This window comes from Shinella sp. SUS2, from assembly GCF_001262505.1.
GTDB lineage: Bacteria > Pseudomonadota > Alphaproteobacteria > Rhizobiales > Rhizobiaceae > Shinella.
Genome location: NZ_KQ410740.1, coordinates 118,924 through 143,117 on the forward strand (window position 1 = coordinate 118,924; position 24,194 = coordinate 143,117).

Annotated in this window: 17 protein-coding genes; 9 read left to right on the forward strand and 8 right to left on the reverse strand. The window is 63.8% G+C overall.

Annotated elements, in window-relative coordinates:
• Positions 1-71: 71 nt before the first annotated feature.
• The 3 genes from AKG11_RS25315 to AKG11_RS25325 all read right to left on the reverse strand — a co-directional run bounded on the left by AKG11_RS25315 (position 72) and on the right by AKG11_RS25325 (position 2,582).
• Positions 72-740: a GntR family transcriptional regulator gene (locus AKG11_RS25315; protein WP_050745925.1), complete on the reverse strand. Its 669-nt coding sequence runs from the start codon at positions 738-740 to the stop codon at positions 72-74.
• Between the two features lie 130 nt (positions 741-870).
• Positions 871-1,656: a TroA family protein gene (locus tag AKG11_RS25320; protein ID WP_050745926.1), complete on the reverse strand. Its 786-nt coding sequence runs from the start codon at positions 1,654-1,656 to the stop codon at positions 871-873.
• Positions 1,656-2,582, reverse strand: coding sequence for a prolyl oligopeptidase family serine peptidase (locus AKG11_RS25325; protein ID WP_157255831.1), 927 nt, complete (start codon positions 2,580-2,582; stop codon positions 1,656-1,658). The genes AKG11_RS25320 and AKG11_RS25325 overlap by 1 nt, the downstream gene beginning before the upstream one ends.
• 206 nt (positions 2,583-2,788) lie before the next feature.
• On the opposite strand from AKG11_RS25325, the gene AKG11_RS25330 reads away from it, so the two are divergent.
• Positions 2,789-8,272, forward strand: a complete 5,484-nt coding sequence (locus AKG11_RS25330; protein WP_050745928.1) for a glutamate synthase-related protein — start codon at positions 2,789-2,791, stop codon at positions 8,270-8,272.
• A 10-nt stretch (positions 8,273-8,282) separates the two neighbouring features.
• Positions 8,283-10,031 carry a sulfite reductase subunit alpha gene (locus AKG11_RS25335; protein WP_050745929.1) on the forward strand — a complete coding sequence of 583 codons (1,749 nt, stop codon included), beginning with the start codon at positions 8,283-8,285 and terminating at the stop codon, positions 10,029-10,031.
• 239 nt (positions 10,032-10,270) lie between these two features.
• Here the strand turns inward: AKG11_RS25335 and AKG11_RS25340 are convergent, their stop codons facing one another.
• The 3 genes from AKG11_RS25340 to AKG11_RS25350 form a co-directional block, all read right to left on the reverse strand.
• A complete protein-coding gene (locus AKG11_RS25340) occupies positions 10,271-13,060 on the reverse strand; it encodes a bifunctional aconitate hydratase 2/2-methylisocitrate dehydratase (protein ID WP_050745930.1) in 2,790 nt (929 codons plus the stop codon).
• 537 nt (positions 13,061-13,597) lie between these two features.
• On the reverse strand, positions 13,598-14,263 hold the full coding sequence (locus tag AKG11_RS25345) for a DUF2161 domain-containing phosphodiesterase (RefSeq protein ID WP_050745931.1): 666 nt from the start codon (positions 14,261-14,263) through the stop codon (positions 13,598-13,600).
• A gap of 135 nt (positions 14,264-14,398) precedes the next feature.
• Positions 14,399-15,169, reverse strand: a complete 771-nt coding sequence (locus tag AKG11_RS25350) for an ABC transporter permease (protein ID WP_023513581.1) — start codon at positions 15,167-15,169, stop codon at positions 14,399-14,401.
• Between the two features lie 112 nt (positions 15,170-15,281).
• Here AKG11_RS25350 and AKG11_RS25355 point away from each other — a divergent pair, with 112 nt between their 5' ends.
• Together AKG11_RS25355 and AKG11_RS25360 are read left to right on the forward strand one after the other, a co-directional pair.
• Complete coding sequence (locus tag AKG11_RS25355; protein ID WP_050745932.1) at positions 15,282-17,378, forward strand: 4Fe-4S binding protein; 2,097 nt, start codon at positions 15,282-15,284, stop codon at positions 17,376-17,378.
• On the forward strand, positions 17,375-18,253 hold the full coding sequence (locus tag AKG11_RS25360) for an FAD:protein FMN transferase (RefSeq protein ID WP_050745933.1): 879 nt from the start codon (positions 17,375-17,377) through the stop codon (positions 18,251-18,253). The genes AKG11_RS25355 and AKG11_RS25360 overlap by 4 nt, the downstream gene beginning before the upstream one ends.
• Before the next feature lie 3 nt (positions 18,254-18,256).
• Here the strand turns inward: AKG11_RS25360 and AKG11_RS25365 are convergent, their stop codons facing one another.
• Positions 18,257-19,153 carry a substrate-binding periplasmic protein gene (locus AKG11_RS25365; protein WP_023513584.1) on the reverse strand — a complete coding sequence of 299 codons (897 nt, stop codon included), beginning with the start codon at positions 19,151-19,153 and terminating at the stop codon, positions 18,257-18,259.
• Positions 19,154-19,158: 5 nt separating this feature from the next.
• Positions 19,159-19,845, reverse strand: a complete 687-nt coding sequence (pedF, locus tag AKG11_RS25370; protein ID WP_023513585.1) for a cytochrome c-550 PedF — start codon at positions 19,843-19,845, stop codon at positions 19,159-19,161.
• 150 nt (positions 19,846-19,995) lie between these two features.
• Here pedF and AKG11_RS25375 point away from each other — a divergent pair, with 150 nt between their 5' ends.
• Genes AKG11_RS25375 through AKG11_RS25395 form a run of 5 tightly spaced genes read left to right on the forward strand, consistent with a single transcriptional unit; the run spans position 19,996 to position 24,189 of the window.
• Positions 19,996-21,183, forward strand: coding sequence for an ABC transporter substrate-binding protein (locus AKG11_RS25375; RefSeq protein ID WP_050745934.1), 1,188 nt, complete (start codon positions 19,996-19,998; stop codon positions 21,181-21,183).
• A 1-nt stretch (position 21,184) separates the two neighbouring features.
• The gene (locus AKG11_RS25380; RefSeq protein WP_050745935.1) at positions 21,185-22,150 is read left to right on the forward strand and encodes a YVTN family beta-propeller repeat protein; all 966 of its coding nucleotides are present in this window, start codon (positions 21,185-21,187) and stop codon (positions 22,148-22,150) included.
• Between the two features lie 21 nt (positions 22,151-22,171).
• Entirely contained in the window at positions 22,172-22,630 is a 459-nt protein-coding gene (locus AKG11_RS25385; protein ID WP_050745936.1) for a cupredoxin domain-containing protein, read from the forward strand.
• Positions 22,631-22,636: 6 nt separating this feature from the next.
• Positions 22,637-23,350 carry an ABC transporter ATP-binding protein gene (locus AKG11_RS25390; protein WP_050745937.1) on the forward strand — a complete coding sequence of 238 codons (714 nt, stop codon included), beginning with the start codon at positions 22,637-22,639 and terminating at the stop codon, positions 23,348-23,350.
• Entirely contained in the window at positions 23,347-24,189 is an 843-nt protein-coding gene (locus tag AKG11_RS25395; RefSeq protein WP_082342647.1) for an ABC transporter permease, read from the forward strand. The genes AKG11_RS25390 and AKG11_RS25395 overlap by 4 nt, the downstream gene beginning before the upstream one ends.
• The last annotated feature ends 5 nt before the right edge of the window (positions 24,190-24,194 follow it).

The window sequence follows — 24,194 nt, forward strand, 5'->3', positions numbered from 1 at the left end:
CAAGGATAGGTTTCGAATCTATCTATAATCTTGGGGAAGGGCGATGGGTGAGCAATCAGGATTATAGATAATTATCCTGGAATCTCGTAAGTCTCTCTGGGATCAGCATTTTTTACAGACGGCTTCCGCTTGCCGATCCAGCCGACATGGCGCGCCAATGTCGAGCAAGCGAAATCAATCCGCCCTTCCCGCAGAGCATTCAAAATCGCACGATGGTCATGATCGGTGCGAGCTTCCCAGTCCCGACGCCAGGCGGCAAACAGAAACCGCGCGCTGGCCGCCTGCAGGTCATCGATCGTTCGAAGCAAGCGCGGCATACGGCAGGGCGCTAGGATAAGATGGTGGAACCGACGGTTTGCAAGCTCCCAGTCCCGCACATTCGTTGCACAATCCCCGAGCCGGTTAACCTCTTCTGCTTCCTCGATAATAAAGCGCGTCAAGTTGGGTGCGGCGTGGCGCAGCGCCAATATCTCCAGGCTCGCCCGCATCTCGGCAACCTCGCGCAATTCGGCGACGTCGAAATCCGTGACACGAAACCCCCGCCAGGGCTCATTCTCCGCCAACCCCTGCGTTTGCAATGCCCGGAAAGCCTCGCGCACCGGCACATGACTGGCCCCGAATTCGGCGGCGATATGGTCCTGCCGCAGCCGCGCGCCCGGGGGAATCTCGCCCGTGATGATCCGGCCGGCAAGAATACGGGCAATGCGTTCGGAAAGAGTTTCGTCTGCAGTGGTTGACATGAATCATAGATAATCCGAGACGCCAGGCCTGTCGATCCCTTCGCACAGGCGCGTTGCGCTGCCTCAGTCTTAGAATTCAACGGCAAAGGCCTACCTCAAAAAAGCGGTTTGTGGCCTGACTGCTTGCCGCTCACAGAGCCTGCCCCTGGCATCTCTCCAACACCGCGAACCTTTTCCATTTGGCCAACAGGCCGAAATGCGGCCGTGCCAGGCGCCTTGTGTTGCCGTCCGCAATGTTCCGACCTCCGGCGAACGCCACATAGTTCGACGTGGAACCCGACGACCAGCAGCAGTCCGCGCTGTTGGTATGTGCCTCCACCAGGACGGAAGGGCTGGACGCGCGATCGGCGACCAGCGCTTCGATGCGATCCATGCGCTCGTCATAGAATCGGGTGAAGGCGCCCGCGCGGTCCGCTTTGCCGAACATCTCGCCGAGGGTGCGCATCGAGCCGGTGATCTCTCGTCGCCCGCGGCTGACCGTATCGGAGGCCGCGCCGATGAACACGACCGCGACACCCGCTTTTTCGAGCTGGCGGACGACGTTGTCGTCGGCGTATAGCCTGGACCAAGCACCGCGACGTCCGGTTCCAGAGCAAGCGCCGCCTCCACGGAGAAGCCACCGGCATTGGGATCGCCGAGGCTCGCTATGCGGTCGAGCTCGGGAAAACGCCGGCGGTCCAGAGGAAGGAGGCTTGCGGCGATGCGGTCGGCCCCCCGCCCAGCCGACGATCGGCGCGACCGGATCGTCGAGCAGCAGCGAGAGAAAGATGAAATCGAGGCTGTCCCCCAGCACCACTCTTTGCGGCGGGCCGGCAAGGTCGATGGAACGCCCCAGGATATCGGTGATGCGCTCCGCCGCCGAAGCGCCGGCAAAGAGCTGCAGAAAGACAGCAAGCATCAATGCCAGAAGCCGCATCAGCCAAGCGCCCATTCCGCGAAGGCGTAGACATGCGCCATATGCCGGAACTCTGAAAGGCGCCGGGAGGCACCGCCATGGCCGCCGCATTCCATCAGTGTCTCAAGGAGGAAAGGAGAGGTGCCCGTCGAACGGGTGTGCAGGCGCGCGATCCATTTTGCCGCCTCCGAGTAGGGAACCCGTCCGTCCGAAATGCCGGTCGTCGCCAGAACGGGCGGATAGGGTTTTGCACCAATGGTCTCGTAAGGCGCATAAGCAGCGATGACGGCATGGTCCGCTGGGACGTTTTTCGGGTCACCCCATTCGGCGCACTCGGGTTGGGTGAGCGGCAACGTATAGTCGCTCTGGCTGTTGAGAACATCGACGAAGGGAACTTCCGCTATGACACCGCCAAACAACCCCGGAGCCAAGTCGAGTGCCGCCCCAACCAAGAGCCCGCCCGCAGAAGCGCCCTGGGCCACAATGCGGCCTGCAGCGGTGTATCCTTCCTGAACAAGGCCGTTCGCACAGGCAGCGAAATCGGAGAAGCTGTTCGGTTTCGAACGCCCCCTGCCCGCCTCATGCCAGCCTCGCCCGTTTTCCCCACCGCCGCGCACATGCGCGATGGCATAGACCCAGCCGCGATCGACAAGGGACAGGACTGCCGGATCAAAGGATGGTTCGCAGCAATGGCCGTACGCGCCGTAGCCGTAGAGCAGCAGCGGCGCGGACCCGTTGCAAGGCGTCGCGCGCAACTTGAGGAGGGAAATCGGCACACGGACGCCATCCGAGGCCTCGGCATAGGATATCAACGTGTCGTAGCGACTTGCTTCAAAACCGGCGCCCGGCTGCTCCCACAGTTGCTCGACGCTCGCCGTTGCCGGGTCATGGGCGTTCAGCCGCGCCGTTGCTGCTCTGTGGCAAATCGGAGGCTGGCTTGTCGGCACCGCTATCAGCGGATCGGATCCTACCTTGAGACCGCTGCCCGAACTCGAAATGGGAGCGGCGCAAGTTTGCGCCAAACTCGGCTCTCATTTGATCAGAAAATTACGCGTTGATCACACCATGCGAATTTTTCGAACAAAAACTTGACTCGATAACTCCTGTTAATATAGGTCAGCATGACTGACGCATCTTGACAGGAGGACGCACGTTGGATCATCGCGAAGAAACCTTCGGCCTTTACGATCACGCTCATGAGAAGAGCAGCTGCGGCGTTGGTTTCATCACGCGAAAAGACGGCAAACAGACATATGACGTCCTGAAAAAAGGCCACGAAGCGCTCTGCGCCGTGCCCCATCGCGGCGGCATGTCGGCAGAGGGCGTCGGTGACGGCGCCGGGGTTTCGGTCGATATCTCGCTTGGCTTCTTTCGCAAGCTGACCGGCCGGGACGATCTTGAGGCGCGCCGATTCGGCGTCGGCAATTTCTTCCTGCCGAACGATCCGGCCTTCCGGCTGGAGGCCGAAAGCATCATCGAGGGCGCGCTCGCCGAACAGGGTTTCTCCCTGCTTCTGACGCGCGACGTGCCTGTCGATGACAGCGCGATCCGCCCGGCGGCGATCCGCCACCAGCTCCCGATCCGCCAGTGGGTCTTTGCATGCCATGACGAGAAGGCCCGCCAGGCGGAGTTCGATGTCCGCATTCACAAGGCGCTGCTGGCGATCGAGGCGCGCGCCTATACCGAGCCGCAGCTAGCGGGTCTTTATCCGCTCTCGCTGAGCGCGCGGACGCAGGTGCTGAAGGGCCGGCTGAACTCCAACGAGGTCATGCCCTATTTCCGCGACCTCGTGAATCCTGACCACACCGTCAACACCATGTATTTCCACACGCGGTTCTCCACCAACACCGACCCGCACCCCTCCATGGCCCAGCCCTTCCGGCTGATGGCGCACAACGGCGAACTCAACACCGACCGCAAGAACCGCCTGTCGGAAGCCGCGATCGCGCTGGCGAAAAACGCCTCGATCATCCGCCCGAAGGGCCAATCGGACAGTTGCCGGCTCGACCAGACGCTTCAGGCGCGGGTCTTGGAGGACGGTCTCGACCTCGTCACCGCCGTCGTCTCGATGATGCCGCCGGCCTGGGAGAACGACGACACGCTCTCATCCGACGTCGTGGCGATGCTGGAATATTTCTCGCTCTACGAGGAGAAGAACGACGGCCCCGCCGCGCTGATCTTCGGTGACGGCGACATTATCGGCGCACGTCTCGATCGCCTGGGGCTGCGGCCGCTGCGCACCGTCGAGACATCGGATTATCTCTGCGTGATGTCGGAAGCCGGCCAGATCGCCTTTCCGCCGGAAAGCGTGCTGCGGCGTGGGCGCATCGAGGCCGGCGGCATGCTCTGCTACGACCACACGGAAAAGCGCGCCTTCGGCACCAACGAGGCGCTGGAAATGCTGGCCGCGCGCCGCCCCTATCGTGATCTTCTCGCCGAGGCGCGCGTCAATCTCGCCGACCTGCCGGAAATCCCGGCCGAGGCGCAGGGCTCGCCGCTGCGCTACAACGGCGATCTCGAACGCAATCAACGGTATGTTGCCTACTCCTTCAACCAGGAAAGCTTCAAGTTCCTGATGGACCCGATGCTGGCGACCGGGGCGGAAAAGATCTCCGCCATGGGCTACGGCAACGCCATCAACGCGCTCTCAGACCAGGAAGGCGGCGTCGCGAAGTATTTCTCGCAGCGCTTCGCGCAGGTCACGAACCCGCCGCTCGATTCCATCCGTGAGGCTGATGGCATGACCCTGCGCGTGGCGCTCGGCGCCAAGCCGAACATCGGCGCGAAGGCGGCCCGCCAGATCGTCGTGCCCTCGCCGATCCTCACCCACCTCGACATGCTGCGCATCCGCGAACAGCAGGAAACGCCGGTCAAGCGCTTCGAGATGCTCTATACGCCCGACCTTGCGGACGCCGGCGCGAACGAAATCGCGCTGGAAAAGGCGATCGACGATCTCTGCGACGCCATCGCCGCCTTCGCGCGCGCCGACGGCGGCATTGCCGTCGTCACCGACCGGCATGTCGCCCGCACCCGCGCCGCCCTGCCGATGATCCTCGTCGTCTCCGCCGTCAACCAGAAGCTCATCGAGGAGGGCCTGCGTCTGCGGCTGTCTCTGGTGGTCGAGAGCGGGCAGATCGCCTCGTCGCACCATGTCGCGGCCGTGCTCGGCTTCGGCGCGTCGGCGGTCTATCCGCTCGGCGTGCAGTTCCGCGCCGAGGAAAAGTTCGGCGGCGAGGCCGACAAAGCCTTCAAGCGTTTTGCCAAGGCGGCCGAAAAGTCGTTGATGAAGACCATGGGCAAGGTCGGCCTGTGCACCGCCGAAAGCTATATCGGCGGCGAGTTCTTCGAGCCGAACTTCCTCGACACCAACGACCGGGTGCTGAAGCGCTACTTCCCGAACGTCAAGACGCCCGTCGGCGGCGTGAATTTCCAGGTGATCGCCGCGGCTGTCGCCGACTGGCACGCCAAGGCGCTGACGGTGCAGCGGGAGGACGACATTCCTCTGCTCGGCCTCTTCAAGGAGCGTGCGGAGGGCGCCGGCCACTCCTTCGGCACCGCCGCCGTGCGCGGCTTCGTCGACATGACCGAGGAGAAGATCGGCTTTGACAAGCCGGAGGAGGACGATCCGTTCCTGCGCCTGCTGACACTCAACCGTCTGGACGACGCCTTCGGCCTCGATGACGCCGCCTATCGCAACAATGGCTACGAGAAGCTGGCGCCGGAAACGATCGACAGCTTCGCCATCACCCCTGGCTACCGCGCCTTCATCCGCCAGATGACGGACGAGCGCGCGCGCCGCCCCGCCGCGCTGCGCGACGTCCTCGCGCTCCCGGCCGATGTCACCTACCTCTCCTCGGCGGAGGATTTCCGCAAGGAAATGGGCCGCTTCTCGCGCAAGGGCAACAACAGCTTCATGGTGCGCGGCCTTGGCTGTGACAGCATCGGTCAGGATACGTTCCGCCTCACCCTCACGGATGGCGAACTGGCCCGGCTTGCCGCGCTCGGCCAGTCGCTCGTCATGCGCTTCGGCGGCGATATCCTGGGCCACTGGCTGGAGGGCGGCGCGCTGATGGTGCAGGCGGCCGGCGAGGCGCTGGACTACCTCTCGCTCATCCGCACGGCGCCGGAGAGCATTCCGCTCGAAACGGTGCAGAAGGCGAGCGAGATCACCCCGCTTCTCGCCTCCGGCGCGATGAGCCACGGCGCGCTGGTGGCGAACGCCCATGAGGCGGTCGCGCACGGCACCAACATGGTCGGCGGCATGTCGAATTCCGGCGAGGGCGGCGAACATATCTCGCGCTACGACACCATCCGCGCCTCGCGCATCAAGCAGTTCGCCTCCGGCCGCTTCGGCATCTGGGCCGGCTATCTCGCCGATCCCATGCTGGAGGAACTGGAGATCAAGATCGGCCAGGGCGCAAAACCCGGCGAAGGCGGCCAGTTGCCCGCCCAGAAGGTGACGGTCGAGATCGCCGCCGCCCGCGGCGGCACGCCCGGCGTCGAGCTCGTCTCCCCCCCGCCGCACCACGACACCTATTCGATCGAGGACCTCGCCCAACTCATCCACGACTGCAAGGCGGCACGCGTGCGCGTCATCGTCAAGCTGGTCTCCTCGGAGGGCATCGGCACCATCGCCGTCGGCGTCGCCAAGGCAGGCGCCGACGTCATCAACGTTGCCGGCAATACCGGGGGCACCGGGGCAGCGGCTGTCACCAGCCTTAAATATACCAGCCGCGCCGCCGAGATCGGCATCGCCGAAGTGCACCAGGCGCTCTGCGCCAACGGCCTGCGCCTGAAGGTGCTGCTACGTTGCTCCGGCGCCCATCAGACGGCGAGCGACGTCGTCAAGTCGGCGCTGCTCGGCGGCGACAGTTTCGAGTTCGGCACGACCGCGCTGATGATGCTGAAATGCGTGATGGCGAAGAACTGCAACATCAAGTGCCCCGCCGGCCTCACCACCAATCCGGAAGTCTTCGACGGCGATCCGCGGGCGCTGGCGCAATATCTCCTCAACATCGCGCACGAGACGCGGGAAATCCTCGCCGCCCTCGGCCTCTCCTCGCTCAGGGAAGCGCGTGGGCGCAGCGATCTGCTGCACCTTCTCGATCATCCCGCAAGCGTCGGCCAGCTTGACCTTCGCGCCATGCTCGCTGTCGTAGCGGAGGTGACGATTGTCGACCCGGTCTACATGGAGAAGGATTTTGCCGTCGACGACAGCTTCATCGAGCTTGTGCGCTCCGCCCTCATCGACGGCCGGCGCATGGACGTGGAGCTTGGCGGCAACCGTCCTCTCAACAATTGCAACAAGACGGTCGGCGGCCAGCTCGCCGTCGATATCGAGCGCGTTCTCAACTATGAACTGATGGAGGACCAGGTGCGCGCCCTCCCCGCCGTCCGCCAGGACGACCGCGGCCGCCGCTTCCTCGACGCCGGCAGTGTACGCATATCCACCTCCGGTTCGGCCGGCCAGTCTTTCGGCGCCTTCTGCAACGACGGCATGGCGCTGACCCATACCGGCACCTGCAACGACGGCGTCGGCAAAAGCGCCAACGGCGGTGTCATCGCCGTGTGCTCGCCGGGCGGCGGCTCGGACGAGGCGGGCGGCAATGTGCTGGTCGGCAATTTTGCGCTGTTCGGCGCGACAGGCGGGCGGCTCTTCGTCGAAGGCCAGGCCGGCGACCGTTTTGCCGTGCGCAATTCCGGCGCGACGGCCGTGGTCGAAGGCGTCGGCGATTTCTGCTGCGAATACATGACGAACGGCGCGGTGCTGAACCTCGGCACCTTCGGCAAAGGGTTCGGCAACGGCATGAGTGGCGGCTTCGTCTACCAGTACGATCCCTATGGCGACCTGCCGAAGAAGATGAGCCACGATTCCATCCTGCTCGGCGCGATCGGCGACGAGGACGACGCGATGGCGGTCGTCCATGCGGATACCGTGCGCCTGCTGCTCGAATGGCATCTCGCGGCGACCGACTCGAAAAAGGCGCAATGGCTTCTCGAAAACTGGGAGAGCGAGAAGCACAATTTCGTCTACGGCCTGCCGCGCGCTTTGCTGCTCTACCAAGATAGCGACGCCATCCTGAAGGCGAAGAGCCGCAAGGATCTTGTCGAGGAACTCTCGACGGCACTTGCCGGCCATCAGGTGCGCAAGTTCAAGCTCGCCTACCGCGACGGCAAGGCGGTCCTCAACGGCAATGTGCCCGGCTACGGCGAGACCGATACGGAAAGCATGTTCGTCCTCCTCAACAACTACACGGTGCTCAGCATGGCGCAATCGATCGCCCTTGCCCGCGTGCCTGGCGCGCGCGGACCGTCCAATCCCGCGGTGGAGAAAGCCGTGCGCAACCTCTTGCTGACGGAAGATTTCTCCCTGATGCAGAAACTCGCCCGCTACGCGCGCGACGCCGTCGCCGACCACGACGACGAGGCGCTGGCGGTGATGGTCGCCGCAAAACGCCTCGACGACTACCGGCAGGCACTGAAGGGCCGCAACACGCGCGCCATCGACAGCCCCGGCACCTACGGCTGGATCCTCCACCAGTCCGCCCGCAACATCGAGCGCATCGGCCGCATCCCCAGCTTCGAGGAGCTGTTCGCGCGCCAGGCGATTTCCGGCTTCGCGCCGGCAAGACAGTGAGGCAAAGACGATGAAAATCCCCTACATCCCCGAAGATGCTCCCTTCAACACCGACCAGCGGGCCTGGCTCTCCGGCTTCCTCGCGGGCCTGCATTCCCGCCTCGCCATCGAAACACCCGCCGTCGCTGCTGCGGCCACGCCCACCAAGGCCGCCAGCCTCCACATCCTCTATGGCACCCAGACGGGCAACGCCGAGCGCGTCGCGATGGAAGCGGCGGCGAGTGCCCGAACGCTGGGTCTTGCTCCTGAAGTCGCTGGCCTTGACGACATCACAATAGAGCAGCTCGCCGCCATGGAGCGGCTGATCGTCGTCACCTCCACCTATGGCGAAGGCGAGATGCCCGACAATGCGCAGCTCTTCTGGGAGGCGATTTCCGCCTCCACCGCGCCACGTCTGGAAAACCTGCGCTTCGGCGTCCTCGCCTTGGGCGATACCGGCTATGACGGCTTCTGCCAGGCCGGCAAACTCATCGACATGCGCCTCGAACAGCTCGGCGCGACGCGCATCCTCGCCCGGCGCGATTGCGATATCGACTATGAGGACCCGGCGGCCGCCTGGGTCGTGCAGGCCCTGCCGCTCGCCGCGGAAAACGCCGGCGGCGTCCCGGTTTCCGGCGCGCCGCTTCCCGCAGCCGCGCCAAAGGCCGCCGGCTGGAGCCGCAAGAACCCCTACCCGTCCCGCCTGGCCGTTAACCGCCGCCTTTCCGGCAGCGCCTCGGCCAAGGAAATCCGCCACTACGAATTCGATCTCGGCGATAGCGGGCTGGAGTATGAAGCCGGCGATGCGCTCGGCGTGATGCCGGTCAACGATCCCGCTCTCGTCTCGCTTCTCCTCGCGCATCTCGGGGCCGATCCGCAAACGCCGGCCGGCGAAACGAGCCTTGAAACCGCGTTGGCGCAAAAATTCGAGATATCCACGCCCTCGCGCGACCTGATCGCCGAGGTGGAGCGCCGCGCCGGCAACGAGGAACTGACCCATGTGCTGCGCAACGGCGACAAGGAAGCACTGGACGCCTTCCTCTGGGGTAAGGATATCTGCGATCTTCTGGCGCTGGCTCCGCCATCAGCCTTCCCGGCTGCGGATATCGTTGCCCTGCTGAAGCCACTCCAGCACCGCGCCTATTCCATTTCCTCCAGCCCGCATGCCGCCGCCGGCAGCGTGCACCTCACCATCGCCAGCGTGCGCTATCACGCCGATGGCCGCGACCGCGGTGGCGTGTGCTCGACCTTCCTCGCCGACCGCGTGGCCGAAGGCTCAAGCGCCGGCATCTTCGTCTCGCAGAACAAATCCTTCCGCCTGCCCGCCGACAATGACGCGCCCCTCATCATGGTCGGCCCGGGCACCGGCGTCGCCCCGTTCCGCGCCTTCCTTCAGGAGCGCCGCGCCCGGGGCGCGAAGGGCCGCAACTGGCTGTTCTTCGGCGACCAGCACCGCGACAGCGATTTCATCTACGCCGACGAACTGTCCGAGATGAGCCGCGACGGGCTCTTGACGCGCCTCGACCTCGCCTTTTCCCGCGACCAGCAGGAAAAGATCTATGTGCAGACCCGCATGCGCGAAAACGGCAAGGCGCTCTTCGCCTGGCTGGAGGAAGGCGCCGCCTTCTATGTCTGCGGCGATGCCAGCCGCATGGCGCGCGACGTCGATACGGCGCTGATCGAGATCATCGCCACCCATGGCGGTCTCCCGGACGACCGCGCCGCCGATTATGTCGCCCGGCTGAAGCGGGAAAAAAGGTACCTGCGCGATGTCTACTGACGATATCGTCAGGCTGGCAGGAGAAGGATAGCACCGCGATGGTTTCAAACACCTGCCGCGTATAGAGCCAGCGTGCCACCTTCCATCCAGTTCACGCTGTAGATGGAAGGACGACATTCTCTATCTGGTAGCGGCGGCGGATGAGCTTGCGCTCGACCGCGTGCTCTGCCGGCGGGCATACCCGCCGGCCTTCACGTTATCGGCATCAGGTTTGCGATGCCATCCTCTAGCGGAAACCCTCAGTACTGGACCGAACGGGGATCGATCGGAGCCACTTTCGGCGGCGCGAACTTCGTCAGATCGATCCCTTCGACCGCAGCCTTGTACTCTTCCGCACTTGGCGTCCGGCCCAGGATCGCCGAGAGCACGACCACCGGGGTCGAGGCGAGAAGCGACTCACCCTTCTTTTCGGCAGTGTCTTCCACCACGCGGCCCTGGAACAGACGGGTCGAGGTTGCCAGAACGGTATCGCCCTTCTCGGCCTTCTCCTGGTTGCCCATGCAGAGGTTACAGCCCGGGCGCTCGAGGTAGAGGATGTTTTCGTATTCGGTCCGGTTGCTGGTCTTCGGCTGCAGATCATCGAACTCGAAACCCGAATACTTCTGCAGGATTTCCCAATCCCCTTCGGCCTTCAGTTCGTCGATGATGTTGTAGGTCGGCGCGGCCACCACGAGCGGGGCCTTGAACTCGACCTTGCCTTCGGCCTTCTCGATGTTCTTCAGCATCTGAGCCACGATCTTCACGTCGCCCTTGTGTACCATGCAGGAGCCCACGAAGCCGAGATCGACCTTCTTGTTGCCGCCGTAGTACGAAACCGGACGGATCGTATCATGGGTGTAGCGCTTCGAAACATCGGCGTTGTTCACGTCCGGGTCGGCGATCATCGGCTCATCGATCACGTCCAGATCCACGACGACTTCCGCGAAGTACTTCGCATTGTCATCCGGCGCAAGCGCTGGCTTTTCGCCCGAGCGAATCTCGGCAATGCGTGCATCCGCCTTGGCAATCAGGCCCTTCAGCGTGCCTGCAGTATTTTCCATGCCCTTGTCGATCATGATCTGGATGCGCGACTTGGCGATTTCCAGCGACTCGATCAGCGTCTCGTCCTGCGAAATGCAGATCGAGGCCTTGGCCTTCATCTCGGCCGTCCAGTCGGTGAAGGTGAAGGCCTGGTCGGCGAGCAGCGTGCCGATATGGACTTCGATGATACGACCCTGGAAGACGTTATCGCCACATTGCTTGAGCATCTGTGCCTGGGTCGCATGCACCACGTCACGGAAGTCCATGTGCGGCTGCATCGTACCCTTGAAGGTCACCTTGACCGATTGCGGGATCGGCATGGTCGCCTCGCCGGTGGCCAGGGCAAGTGCCACGGTGCCGGAGTCCGCGCCGAAGGCCACGCCCTTGGACATGCGGGTGTGGCTGTCGCCGCCGATGATGATCGCCCAGTCGTCCACGGTGATGTCGTTCAGCACCTTGTGGATGACGTCCGTCATCGCGTGATAGACACCCTTCGGGTCCCGCGCAGTGATCAGGCCGAAATTGTTCATGAAGGACATGAGCTTCGGAATGTTCGCCTGTGCTTTCTTGTCCCAGACGGACGCCGTATGGCAGCCCGACTGATAGGCGCCGTCCACGAGCGGCGAGATGACGGTCGCCGCCATCGCCTCGAGCTCCTGCGCGGTCATCAGGCCGGTGGTGTCCTGCGACCCGACAATGTTCACCTTCACGCGAACGTCGGATCCTGCATGCAGGACCTTGCCCGGCGTCACACCGACGGCATTGCGGTTGAAGATCTTCTCGACCGCGGTCAGGCCCTGACCCTCGACGGTGATTTCCTTGTTCGGGGCAAAGACCGGGGTCTGCTCCACACCGAGGGTCTGGGCAGCAAATGTCTGGAGCTTCTTGCCGAAGACGATAGCATAGGAGCTGCCGGCCTTCATGAACTCCATCTTCTGCGGTGTGAAAGCAGCAGCGACATCGACCAGTTCCGCGCCGTCCTCGCCACGGAGCTTCTTGTTCTTCACGTCGATCTTCAGGACCGTGCCAGTCTCGACCGAGAACTTCTGCTCAAGGACCGGGTTACCGTCGTTGTTGAGGATCGGCTTGCCGTCTTCACCGGTCTTCTTGGTCCAGTTCTTCAGGTTAATGCCGATACCGCCGGTCACGTCGACCGTGGTCGCGAAGATCGGCGAAATGCCGTTGGTGCCCGCGACGACCGGTGCGAAGTTGACGAAGGGCACATAGGGGCTGGCCTGCTTGCCGGTCCAGAGCGCCACGTTGTTGACGCCCGACATGCGCGACGAACCGACGCCCATCGTGCCCTTCTCGGCAATCATCATCACGCGCTTGTCCGGGTGCTGCTTCTGCAGCGCGACGATTTCCTGCTGCGCTTCGGGCGTAATCATGCATTGGCCGTGCAGCTGACGGTCCGAACGCGAATGCGCCTGGTTGCCGGGCGACAGAAGGTCGGTCGAGATATCGCCTTCGGCGGCGATGAAGGTCACGACCTTGATTTCGTCCTCGACATCCGGAAGCTTGGTGAAGAACTCGGCCTTGGCATAGCTTTCGAGAATGCCCTTCGCGACCGCATTGCCAGCCTTGAAGGCGTCTCGCAGACGGAACATGTCAGCGTCGTAGAGGAAGACCTGCGTCTTCAGCACCTCACCGGCTTGCCCGGAAATTGCAGCATCCTCGCCAAGCGCGATGTCGAGCAGCACTTCGACCGAGGGCCCGCCCTTCATGTGCGACAGGAGTTCGAGGGCGAACTCGGGGGTGATCTCCGGGACGACAGTTTCGCCGAGGATGATCTTCTTGAGGAAAGCAGCCTTGACCCCGGCAGCACTCGTCGTGCCCGGCAGCGTATTGTAGATAAAGAAGTTCAGGGCGTCCTTGCGATGCTCGCTACCGGCATCTTCAATCAATGCAATGATTTCGCCGACTAGCGCGCCATCATCAATCGGCTTGGGAGCGAGCCCTTGCGTTTCTCTGCTTTTGATCTCGGCCAGATAGTCCAGGTACAGGTTCATCGCAATCCCAACGTCTAGAGGTACACGGCTGCTCAAAGGCAGCGCCACCGAACCGCATGTTCGCCGGCCCAGCTTCTTATGCGCCACGAGTAGGTCAACCAACGCCGGCTGGCAAGATGCCGTATTTTAGTAAAAAAGTGGTGCTTTCAATTCATGTTTATCTGAATAAAGATGCTCGTAGCGAGCGTGCCGAATGGAAAGACCGTTTTTCCCCACCCGTCTGTTCTCATCAGACAACTGGCGACGCACTGCCTCAGCTAACGCGGTTCGCTCAGCACCTTCTCAAAACCATGTGTCAAACATTCCAATAGCAGATGACGCGATCTGGCTATGATCGCCTCTCCGGGCTAAAGATCGAAAGGCGGACGACAGGTTGTCGTCATCCTCAGCGTGCAACAGAACCCGTGCCTCGGCTATCATGGCTTTTGGTACGAACGCCATTTCAAGCATAGCGCGCAATTTCATGAGGGTCGTGATGTGTGAAGCCGCCGTTCCGTTTTCTATGTAGCGATCATTGAAACGCGATCACCGTCGCCGTTAAGGCGACGAGGTTTCCGGCTGCGGCCACCGCTGCAGCGCGTCTCGCCCGGTGTCCGTCAGGCCATAGACGCCCCTGTCGAGGCGCTCGAACCAGCCGTAGACATTGGAAAGCAGGATTTTACCGGCGTCCGGCACATTGGCGCGCACAGCGCGTACGGGCAGCGGCCCACCGGCAAGCGCCGCGGCGCAGCCGAGCGCCTGCTGGCGGTAGGCTGTCATGACCGGTGCACGGGTGCTGCCGCCGCGGGCCGGATCGCCGCGCCGCTTCTGGTGCTCCCGCATCAGCCGCGACCGGCGCTTCGGATTGGTTCGCGGCATGGGGGATATGGAACCGACGATGACGCTGACGTCATCGGCATCGGAAACGCCGAGCATGCCGATGCCGAGCCGGCGGCAGAGGTCGCGGTAGCGCTTGTCGGATTCCCGCCCCCTGCCCCTCGCCGAGACCCTTGCGGCGATCCAGACCTCGTCCGAGACGGCAGCCCGGTCTACGGCCTGGAGGATGAGCTCCAGGTTGAACGTCAGCTTCAGCTCGCAGATCACGACGACGGGCGGATCGTCGTTGCTCAGCCCGACGAGATCGCAGCCGCCGATTTCCCCCTTGACGACATAGCCGGCCTTTTCGAGGAAGTCTTTGACGGGCAGATAGAGTGAGGTTTCCATAGGCCTGCGGAGCGGTGACGAAGCGGAGAATCGCCCAGCAAGCTACATTGAACCGCCGGGATGGGACACCCCGTCTCCTACGTGCCGCACGATATGTCTACCCCTCCCCCCGATGGAGCGACCGGCGCTCGCTTTCTATCGGTTTTTCCAATGAGCTGCACGGGCTTCCCAGCGCTGGATGATCCCGTGTTCGACGACCAGCATGACGGCGACGAATGCGAGGGAATAGACCAGCACATGGGTGGTCTCGAACTGCTGGAAATAGAGGTGGATGCGAAAGCCTATGCCATTCGACCGGCCGAGGAATTCGACGACGAGAACGATCTTCCAGATCACGGCGATGCCGTTACGCGCGGCGACCGCGAGCCAGGGTGCAAGCTGCGGCAGCACAAGATGGCGAAGGCGCTCGTGACCGGACAGGCGGGCGACGGCGGCAAGGTCCTCCAGCGCCGGATCGAAGGCACGCACGCCCTGCCGCACGGTGATCATAACCATGGCCGTCTTGTTGAGGGTCACCGCGACGATGGCTGCCAGTTCGTTGAGCCCGATCCAGAGATAGCAAAGCACGATCAGCACGAGTGCCGGCAGGTTCATGAAGATCGTGACCCAGGGGTCGGCCCAGCGGTTGAGGGCCCGATAGCGTCCAAGAAGGAAGCCGAGCAGGCTGCCGGCCGCCATGGCGAGCGTAAAGGAAACGACAACGCGCAGCAGCGTTGCAAAAAGTTCGCGCGGCAGGCGCCCTGCGATGGTTTCCGACCAGAAGACCCGCGCCACGTCGACAGGCCCCGGCAAGACCGTCGGGTCGGCCTTCAGGCCGGCAAGCGCCGCCCAGAACAGGCCAAAGAGGCCGAGGGATAGAAAGAAGACGCCAACCGACGGGCGGTCTTCGGCATGGATCTGCGTCATCGGAAATCTCCCACCCCGACTATAGCCGCCGAACCATGCCGCCGATCCGCGACCTTGGTCGTATGGCGGCCTTCCGACAGGTGCATAGAAATCGGGACGGGAGGATCCGGCGATGGAAAGAGGCTTGGCGCGATGCGGCCTGCTGCTGAGCATTTTTATCCTCGGCCTTCTTCTGTGTGGCCGGAACGCGCCGGCGGCCGTGCTCGACCACCAGGCGCTGGCCAGCATGATCGTGCCACCCTATGCGCTGGGAGAGCCGGTCAACGACAAGGGCGTCTGGACGCTGCTCAACTCCGGTGGGGCGGAGGCCGGCTATGTCTTCGAGACGGGGCCGCTCGCACCGCTGCCCGGCTTTTCAGGCGCGCCGATCAACATGCTTGTGACAATCGACCGGGATGGCCGCTTTCTTGACATCAGGCTCCTTTCGCACAACGAGCCCATCTTCGTTTCCGGCCTGGGAGAGGCGCCCTTGCGCGCCTTTCTCGAACAGTATCGCGGGCATTCGATCCGCGAGCCGCTGGTCGTCGGCACACCCTATGGCGAGGCCGGCAATGGCTCCGATCTCGTCTATCTCGACGGCGTAACCAAGGCGACGGCGTCGGTGCGCATCGCCCATGAATCGATCCTCGCCGCAACGCTCGACGTGGTGCGCGAGAAGATGCAGGGCGTGGTGAGCGGCCCGCCGGTACACCCCGATCCGGCAGTCGATGAGGTGCTTGATTGGTCGATGCTGGTCGAGCGCGGCCTCGTCCGGAACCTCACGGTTACCAACGCTGCGCTCGATGCGGCGTTCGGCAAGACGATCTGGGCGCATGACGACCCGGAGGCAGCAGCGGATCCAGAGGGGCTTTTCCTTGATCTCTGGGCGGTCGACATCGGTCCGCCGGCCATCGCGCGCGCTGTGCTGGACGATGAAAGCTTTGCCGACCTCCAGCGCCTTGCGCGCATCTCTCCCGATGACGAGCCCATCCTCCTCATCGAAGCTGGGCGCCATGGCCTCGTGTCGCCGGATTTCGTGCGCAACACGGCACCGGACCGCCTGGCGGCAGAGCAGGACGGCCTGCCCGTCGCGCTGCGCGATGCCGACCTTGCGGTAGAGACACGGACGGGCGTGCCGCTGGGCACGACGATGCTTCTGCGTATCGACCGTCGCCTTGGCTTCGACCCGACGCGGGACTGGACGCTCTCCGCACAGGCCGTGCGCATGCATGGCATGCTGAAGCCGGAGGTCGGCTCCGTCCATTTCCCGCTCGTCCTCAGGGCTGACCCCGCCTTCTTCAGCCGTCCGGTGGTTGCGGCTGCGTTGGCGCCATGGCAGGCGGCACTGGCCGATCGGAAATGGGATCTCGCCGCGCTCGGCGTGCTTCTGACAGGGCTGCTGGCGGCGGTCGGCCCCGGCATGCATCGTCTCGCTCAACCCGCCACGCTGCGTCCGGCACGGCTCGCCCTCCTGGCGCTTGTCGTCGTGTTCGTCGGCTGGTGGGGGCAAGGCCAGCTTTCGATCGTCACGCCGCTCGCCGTGCTGCGGACGGCGGTCGATGGCGGCAGTCTCACCGTGTTGCTCTACGATCCCTTCTCGCTGCTGATCTGGGGGGCTGCCATTCTTGGTTTCGTGCTGTGGGGGCGCGGCCTTTTCTGCGGCTGGCTCTGCCCCTTCGGTGCCATGCAGGAATTCGCCCACCATGTTGGCAGGCTGCTGCGGCTGCCGCAGTGGAACCCCTCCCCTGTCTGGGACAGCCGGTTGAAGGCCGGCGCGTGGCTTGCGCTTGCCGGCCTCCTCGCGGTCGCGGTGCTCGCGCCGGAAAAGGCTGAGACGGCAGCCGAGATCGAGCCCTTCAAGACGGCAATCACCACCTTGTTCCAACGTGAATGGTACTATGTCGCCTATGCCGGATTCTGGCTGCTGCTTGCCATGGTCACCTTCAAAGGCTTCTGCCGTTATGTCTGTCCGCTGGGGGCGCTCATGGCCATCGGTGGCCTGCTGCGGCTGCGCCGATGGATTCCCCGCCGTGCAGAATGCGGTTCGCCCTGCCAGCTTTGCCGAGTACGCTGCCCCTATGGCGCCATCCGCAAGACAGGCGAGATCGCCTATTCGCAATGTTTCCAATGCCTCGACTGCGTCTCGATCCACGATGACGGCGCGCAATGCGTGCCGCTCGTGCTGGCCCGCCGGAAGAGTGCACCAAGCCAGCGGGTGGCACGGGCATGAACCGACGCCGCTTTCTTCTGATAACCGCCGCGGTGGCCGCCTTTCCCGGCGCCGCCCGCGCCGGGTTCACGCGCTGGCAGGCAGACATGCTCGGCGGCACGGTGCGCGTCGATCTGCGGGGCCCGCGTGATCTTGCGCAGGATGTCGCCACCCGGATCGGCGCGGCAATCGCGGAGGTGGAGGCTGCAGCAAGCCTCTTCAACTCCGATTCCGCCCTCAGCCGCTTGAATGCCGCAGGACGGCTCGACGATCCGCCCCCTGTCCTTCTCGACCTGATGCGCCTTTCCGGGGAAATGCATGCGATGACGGACGGACGTTTCGATCCGACGATCCAGCCACTTTGGCGTGCTCTGGCGGAAGGGCGCGACCCCGCGCCCGCGCACGCCGCGATCGGCCTGGCACGGGTACAGGTCGGCCCGCCGATCCGGCTCGACAAGGGACAGGCATTGACCTTCAACGGTATCGCGCAGGGCTATGCCGCCGACCGGGTGCGTGGACTGCTGCAGGAGGCAGGCTATCGCGATGCGCTCGTCGATATGGGGGAGTTCGCGGCACTCGGTGGGCCGTTCCACATTTCCATCGAAGATCCAGCCCTCGGCGAAATCGCCACCCGCCGCCTTTCGGGCAATGCCGTTGCCACGTCAAGCCCGACGGCGATGCGGATCGGGGGCGGCTTTCATATCCTCGGCCCACGTGGTGAAACGCCGGGCTGGTCGACAGTTTCGGTGGAGGCAGAGAACGCCGCACTGGCCGATGGCTTCTCAACGGCCTTTTGCCTGACGCCCGGCGAGGCGATACGCGCCGCGCTCCACCGCTGCCCTGCGGTGACGCGGGTAACGGCAATGGATTTCGCCGGCGATGTTTCGACGTTCTGAACCTTAGCGCGTGGGCGGGGTGAAGGTCAGGCCGTGGGCCGCGAAGATACGCGCGATCTCACCGTCGGCGAGCGCCGCCGCGATAGCTTCGTCGACGGCATAGGCGAGGTCCTTGTGCTGGAAGTTGATGCCGATGCCGACCGTCCAGCTTCCCCGGGCAAAGCCGACAAGCGGTGGGGCGTGCACCGTCAACCCGCTTTCCGGATGGCGCACGAGCCCGGCTTCCAGCTCCGCACGCGGACCCATCGCAGCCTTGGTTACGCCCTCCGCCAGCCCATCCATTGCCGCAGCCACCGACCGGTACCGATGGATCTTGTCGACGGGGCCAATCAGGGAAGTGAGGTAGAAATCGGCGATGGAATCGTTCTCGACGGCAACCGGATCGAAGCGGAAGAAGGGCGGCGTCGGCCCTTTCTCCGCATAGTCAGCCGCACGATAGGCGATCGCGATGCTTTCCGTGGCATATTGTCCGGTGAAGGTAACCTGCTCGATACGGCAGACGAGGGCACTGTCATAGGGCACATGCAGCATCACGTCGCTGACGCGGCCGCCGACGGTCGCGCCCTTCCAGACATAGTTCAGGAGGTCCGCCTCCAGGTTTTCCCCGGCGGCAACGAGGCGGAATTTCGCCTCGACACCAAGGCCCTTGGCGATCAGCCGCCCGATCTCGACGTCGACACCGACTGCTTTGCCCTTTTCCTCATAGGACCAAGGCGCATAGTCCGCATAGACGGCGAATTCTATCCAGCCTTCTTCAAGAATCCGGTCGAAATCGCGACCGACATCCTGCGCGAAAGTGTTCTGCGGTTTGGGTTGAGGCTTGTAGTCCTCGCAACGCGCAAAAGCGCCGCCCGGGAGGGCGACGCCGAGGACAAGGGCCAGAAGAGCACGGCGGAGCATGCGCGTTACTGCGTGGCCGAAAGGCCGACCGTCAGCACTTCCGCCGCCTTCTTCCAGCTTTCCGGCGTTTCGGAGAGAATGCGTGCTGCCTCGTAGGTCACGCTGTCGGCCACGGGAGCGCCGGACGCGGTCTTTACTTCGGACGCGATCGTCTCCAGTTCCTTCCTGAGCGCTGCCGTATCAGCCACCTTGCCGCTGCCCAGTTCGTCGCGGATCTCATGCAGGCGCTGGGCATGGTTGTCGAGCGCCCCATCTTCTGGCCGGGTTTCCACATAGGTGCGGATCGCCCAGGCTGCCTTCTGACCGAGAATGTCGCCGAAAGCCGGCATCTTCGTCGTGCCGTCCTGGGTGTAGCCGTGGCGGAAGCGTTCCATGAACCACTCGTCGCCGGCTTCCTCGGCCTCAAGGAAGCGCAAGTCCGGCGCAAGCCCGCCCGAAACCGCGCCGAGGCCATGACAGCGCGCGCAGTTCTGGTTGAAGCCCGAAGCGCCGATCTCCACCGCCTTCAGCCAGGCCTCGTGACCGATCGCCGCCTCGCGATAGGGATTCTCGGTCAGCCACTCCTCGCCCACGTCAGGCAGGGCATCCGTGTTGACCGGCTGCGGCGCCACGTCGCCATGGGCGATCACGATGCTCGTCGTCGCCAAGAGGATGAAAGCAGCGATCCCGCCGCGAATGATATTGGCCGACATGCGGTCCTCCCTCGCATTTCCTACTGCCATTTTTCTACGGTAAGCCCCGGCCGCGGCGATATGCGACCTAGGTCGCCCCGCCCCATGGCACCAAGGTCGTATTTCGGGGTTCATGCGCTGCCGCCATGCTCGCCTTCAGGAGGATGAGACATGCCGGTACGCTTCATGCTGCGCCGCGAGGGGCTTTGCCTTGCGGCCGCGTTCGTCTTTTGCGCTTCGTCGGCTGCAGCCACGATCGCCATACCGATGACCTATCTTCGGCAGGAGGTGGCGGCACCGCCGGTGCTCTCCAATCTCGACCCCATCCCAGAGGATCGTGGCATTGCGGGCGCGCAGGTTGCTCTGACCGATACGAAGACGACCGGCAGCTTCATGGGTCACGACTACAGCCTCTCCGTCATCTCTGTGGAGCCCGGCGGCGATTTTCTCGACGCGGCTCGCAAGGCACTTTCGGCCTCCAAAATCCTGTTCCTCGATGCCACGCCGGAAGGCATTCTTGCAGTCGCGGACTTGCCGGAGGCCCGGAACGCCCTTCTCTTCAACGTCGGCTCGGGCGAACGGCGACTGCGCGATGTCGAGTGCCGCCCCAATCTGCTGCATACCATGACCGAAGATGCCATGCGTAGCGACGCCCTTATGCAGGTACTGAAAGCCCGCCGGTGGACACGGACGGTGATGATCGCCGGCCCGAAACCGGAGGATCGCGCCTTCGCCGAGACCCTGCGCGCCTCGGCGCAAAAATTCGGCGTCGAAATCCTCGCCTCGAAGGAGTGGTCCTTCGATACGGACCTGCGTCGCGCTGCCGGGCAGGAAATTCCGCTCTTCACCCAGGATTTTCCCGATCACGACGTGCTTTTGATCGCCGACGAGGCAGATGATTTTGCCCGCTATGTCGCTGACAACACCTGGCTGCCCCGTCCCGTCGCAGGCTCGGACGGACTTCGCGGCGAAGGCTGGGCACCGGTGCTCGAGCAATGGGCGGCCGTGCAGTTGCAGAACCGGTTCGAGAAGGCTGCCGGGCGCGAGATGGGCTCCCGCGACTACGCGGCCTGGACGGCACTGCGCAGCATCGGCGAAGCGGTGACACGCACCAACACCGCGGATCCCGCGGTGATCCGCGGCTTCATCCTCTCGGACAAATTCGCCCTCGACGGCTTCAAGGGCCGCAGCCTCAGTTATCGCGCCTGGAACGGGCAACTCCGCCAACCCATGGCGGTCGTCAATGCCCGCGCCTTGGTCGAGTTGACACCGCTCGACGGCTATCTGCACCAGACCAACGAAATGGACACGCTGGGCCTCGACCGGCCCGAAAGCGCCTGCACTGCCTTTGGAGGATGAAATGAGATTTCCGGTCCTGTTGATCGCCCCGCTTCTGGTCGCTGCCCCGCTCCAGGCTCTGGCCGGCGAGATTTGGGTGACGAATGAGAAGGACGATACGATCTCCGTAATCGACACGGCGACCCTCGAGGTCGTGCGTACTATCAAGACCGGTGAGCGACCCCGCGGCATCACGTTCAATTCCGACCACAGCCGCGTCTACATTTGTGCGTCCGACAGCGACACGGTCCAGGTGATGGATCCGGCAACCGGCGAGATCCTGCATGACCTTCCCTCCGGGGAGGATCCCGAGCAATTCGTTCTCGCGCCGGACGACAGGCATCTGTGGATCGCCAATGAGGACGACGCGGTGACGACCGTCGTCGATGTCGAGACGCGCAAGGTCGTGGGCCAGATCAATGTCGGCATCGAGCCCGAGGGCATGGCTGTCTCACCGGCCGGCAAGATCGTCATCACCACCTCGGAAACGACGAATATGGCCCATTGGATCGACACGGAGAAGAAGGCGATCTTCGCCAACACACTGGTGGATTCCCGCCCGCGTCATGCCGAATTCGCCAGGGAAGGGGCAGAACTGTGGGTCTCCTCGGAGATTGGCGGAACGATTACCGTTTTCGATGTCGCCACCCAGGCGGAAAAGGCGAAGATCCGCTTCGAGATCACGGGTGTCAACGCCGACCTCATCCAGCCCGTCGGCTTCGAGTTCACGCCCGATGGCAAGACGGCGTTCGTCGCGCTCGGACCGTCCAATCACGTGGCGGTGATCGATGCCGATACGTTTGTGGTCCAGAAATACGTGCTTGTCGGCCGTCGTGTCTGGCACCTCGCGTTTTCGCCCGACCACACGCAGCTCTTCACCACCAACGGTGTTTCAGGGGACGTCACCGTGGTCGATGTCGCCACGCTGGAACCCGTGAAATCCATCAAGGTCGGCCGTTTCCCCTGGGGTGCGGCGACCCGTCCATGACTTTTTGAGAGGGAGGATAAGATGAAGAAAGCAATTCTGGCCGCAATCATACTCGCCGCCATACCCTTCGCCGCGCAGGCGGATGATGAAGACGACGCCAAACCCGAGGCGGGCCTGGGGCTCGCCGGCCTCTTGTCGAAATCCAACCGCCAGAGCCTGCCAAACATCACGCTCTCGGCTGGACAGCCGGTTTCCAAGGTGCCGCTGACGCTGAAGTCGGGGAAGTACTACACAGTGAAGATCGAAGCGGATGGCAGCCAGGAGCTGGCGCTGGAAGGAGCCGGGTTCTTCAGGGCTGTGTGGATCAACGAGATCGTCATTGAGGGTATCGAGATCCGTCCCCTCGGCATCGATTCCATCGAATTCGACGAGGCGGGCGAGGCGGAAATCAGCTTCGTTGCGATCAAGCCGGGCAGCTACCACCTGAAGGTTCCCGGTAGCACAGGCGACAGCCAACAGGTCGCAATCACCATAGAGTAGTCGACCATGGGCGGTTTGACGGTGGAGGGCATCAGTCATGATTGGGGCGCGCGCCGCGCGCTCGATGACGTGTCGTTTTCCGTCGAATCCGGCCGCTTTTGCGCCCTGCTCGGGCCGAACGGTGCCGGGAAGTCGACACTGTTCGGAATGCTCACGCGGCTTTTCACGCCACGTGCCGGCCGGATCGTGATGGCGGGCTTTGACATGGCGCGCGCGCCACGCGCCGCCCTCGCCCGCATGGGCGCCGTCTTCCAGGCCTCCACGCTCGATCCGGATCTCACCGTCCGGCACAACCTCCTCTACTTCGCCGCGCTGCATGGCCTTTCGGGGCGCGAGGCGGAGGTGCGCACGATTGCAGCACTTGAGCGGCTCGGCATGGCAGAGCGTGCAGGGGAGAAAGTCGCAAAACTCAACGGCGGCCACCGCAGGCGGATGGAAATCGCCCGCGCCCTCCTGCATAGGCCGCAGGTGCTGCTGCTGGATGAGCCGACGGTCGGCCTCGACGCGGCCGCACGCGCTGCCATCACCGCCCACGTGCACGACCTCTCGACGGACGGGCTGACCGTGCTTTGGGCGACCCACCTGGTGGACGAGGTGCGCAAGACCGATCGGCTTGTCATCCTCCATCGTGGCAGCGTGCTTGCCGACGGCGAGGCTGGAGAAATCGGCGGTGCGGATCTCACGGCCCGCTTCCTTGCACTGACGGGAGAACGGGCATGACGACGGAGGCTCTGGACGGAGCTGAACCGCAAACTGGCGGCGTACGGCGTTCCCGTCCCCTCACCGCGCTTCGGGCAATCCTCTATCGGGAAGCGTTGCGGTTTCTCGGCCAGCGCGGGCGGCTTGTCGCGGCGCTGGTACGACCGTTGGTCTGGCTCTTCGTCTTCGCCACCGGCTTTCGCGCGGCGCTTGGCCTTTCCATCACCCCGCCTTACCAGACCTACATCACCTACGAAGTATACATCGTACCGGGGCTGGTTGGCATGATCCTGCTGTTCAGCGGGATGCAATCGTCCCTCAGCCTCGTCTATGATCGGGAGATGGGATCGATGCGGCTTCTCCTGACCGCGCCGCTGCCACGCTGGTGGCTGCTGTTCTGCCGGTTGCTGGCCGGCAGCCTGATCGCCGTGCTGCAGGCCTATACCTTCCTCGCCATCGCCGCGCTTTACGGGATTCGCTTTCCCTGGCTGGGTTATCTTGCCGCCGCCCCAGCCATGGCGGTCGCCGCGATGATGCTCGGCGCGCTCGGTCTCCTGCTCTCCTCCTTCATCCGACAGCTGGAGAATTTCGCAGGTGTGATGAACTTCGTGATCTTTCCGATGTTCTTCCTCTCCTCGGCGCTCTATCCGCTCTGGAAGATGGCCGAAGCCTCGCCGCGCCTGCGGGACCTGTGTGCGCTCAATCCCTTTACCCATGCCGTCGAGCTGATCCGCTTTTCCCTCTACGCCAAGGGCAATCTTACGGCGCTCGCCGTCACCCTCGCCGCCTTCGCCGTGTTCGGCCTCATCGCCATCTGGGGTTACGACCCCGCCCGTGGCCTGACGGCGCGAAAGGCCTGAACTGG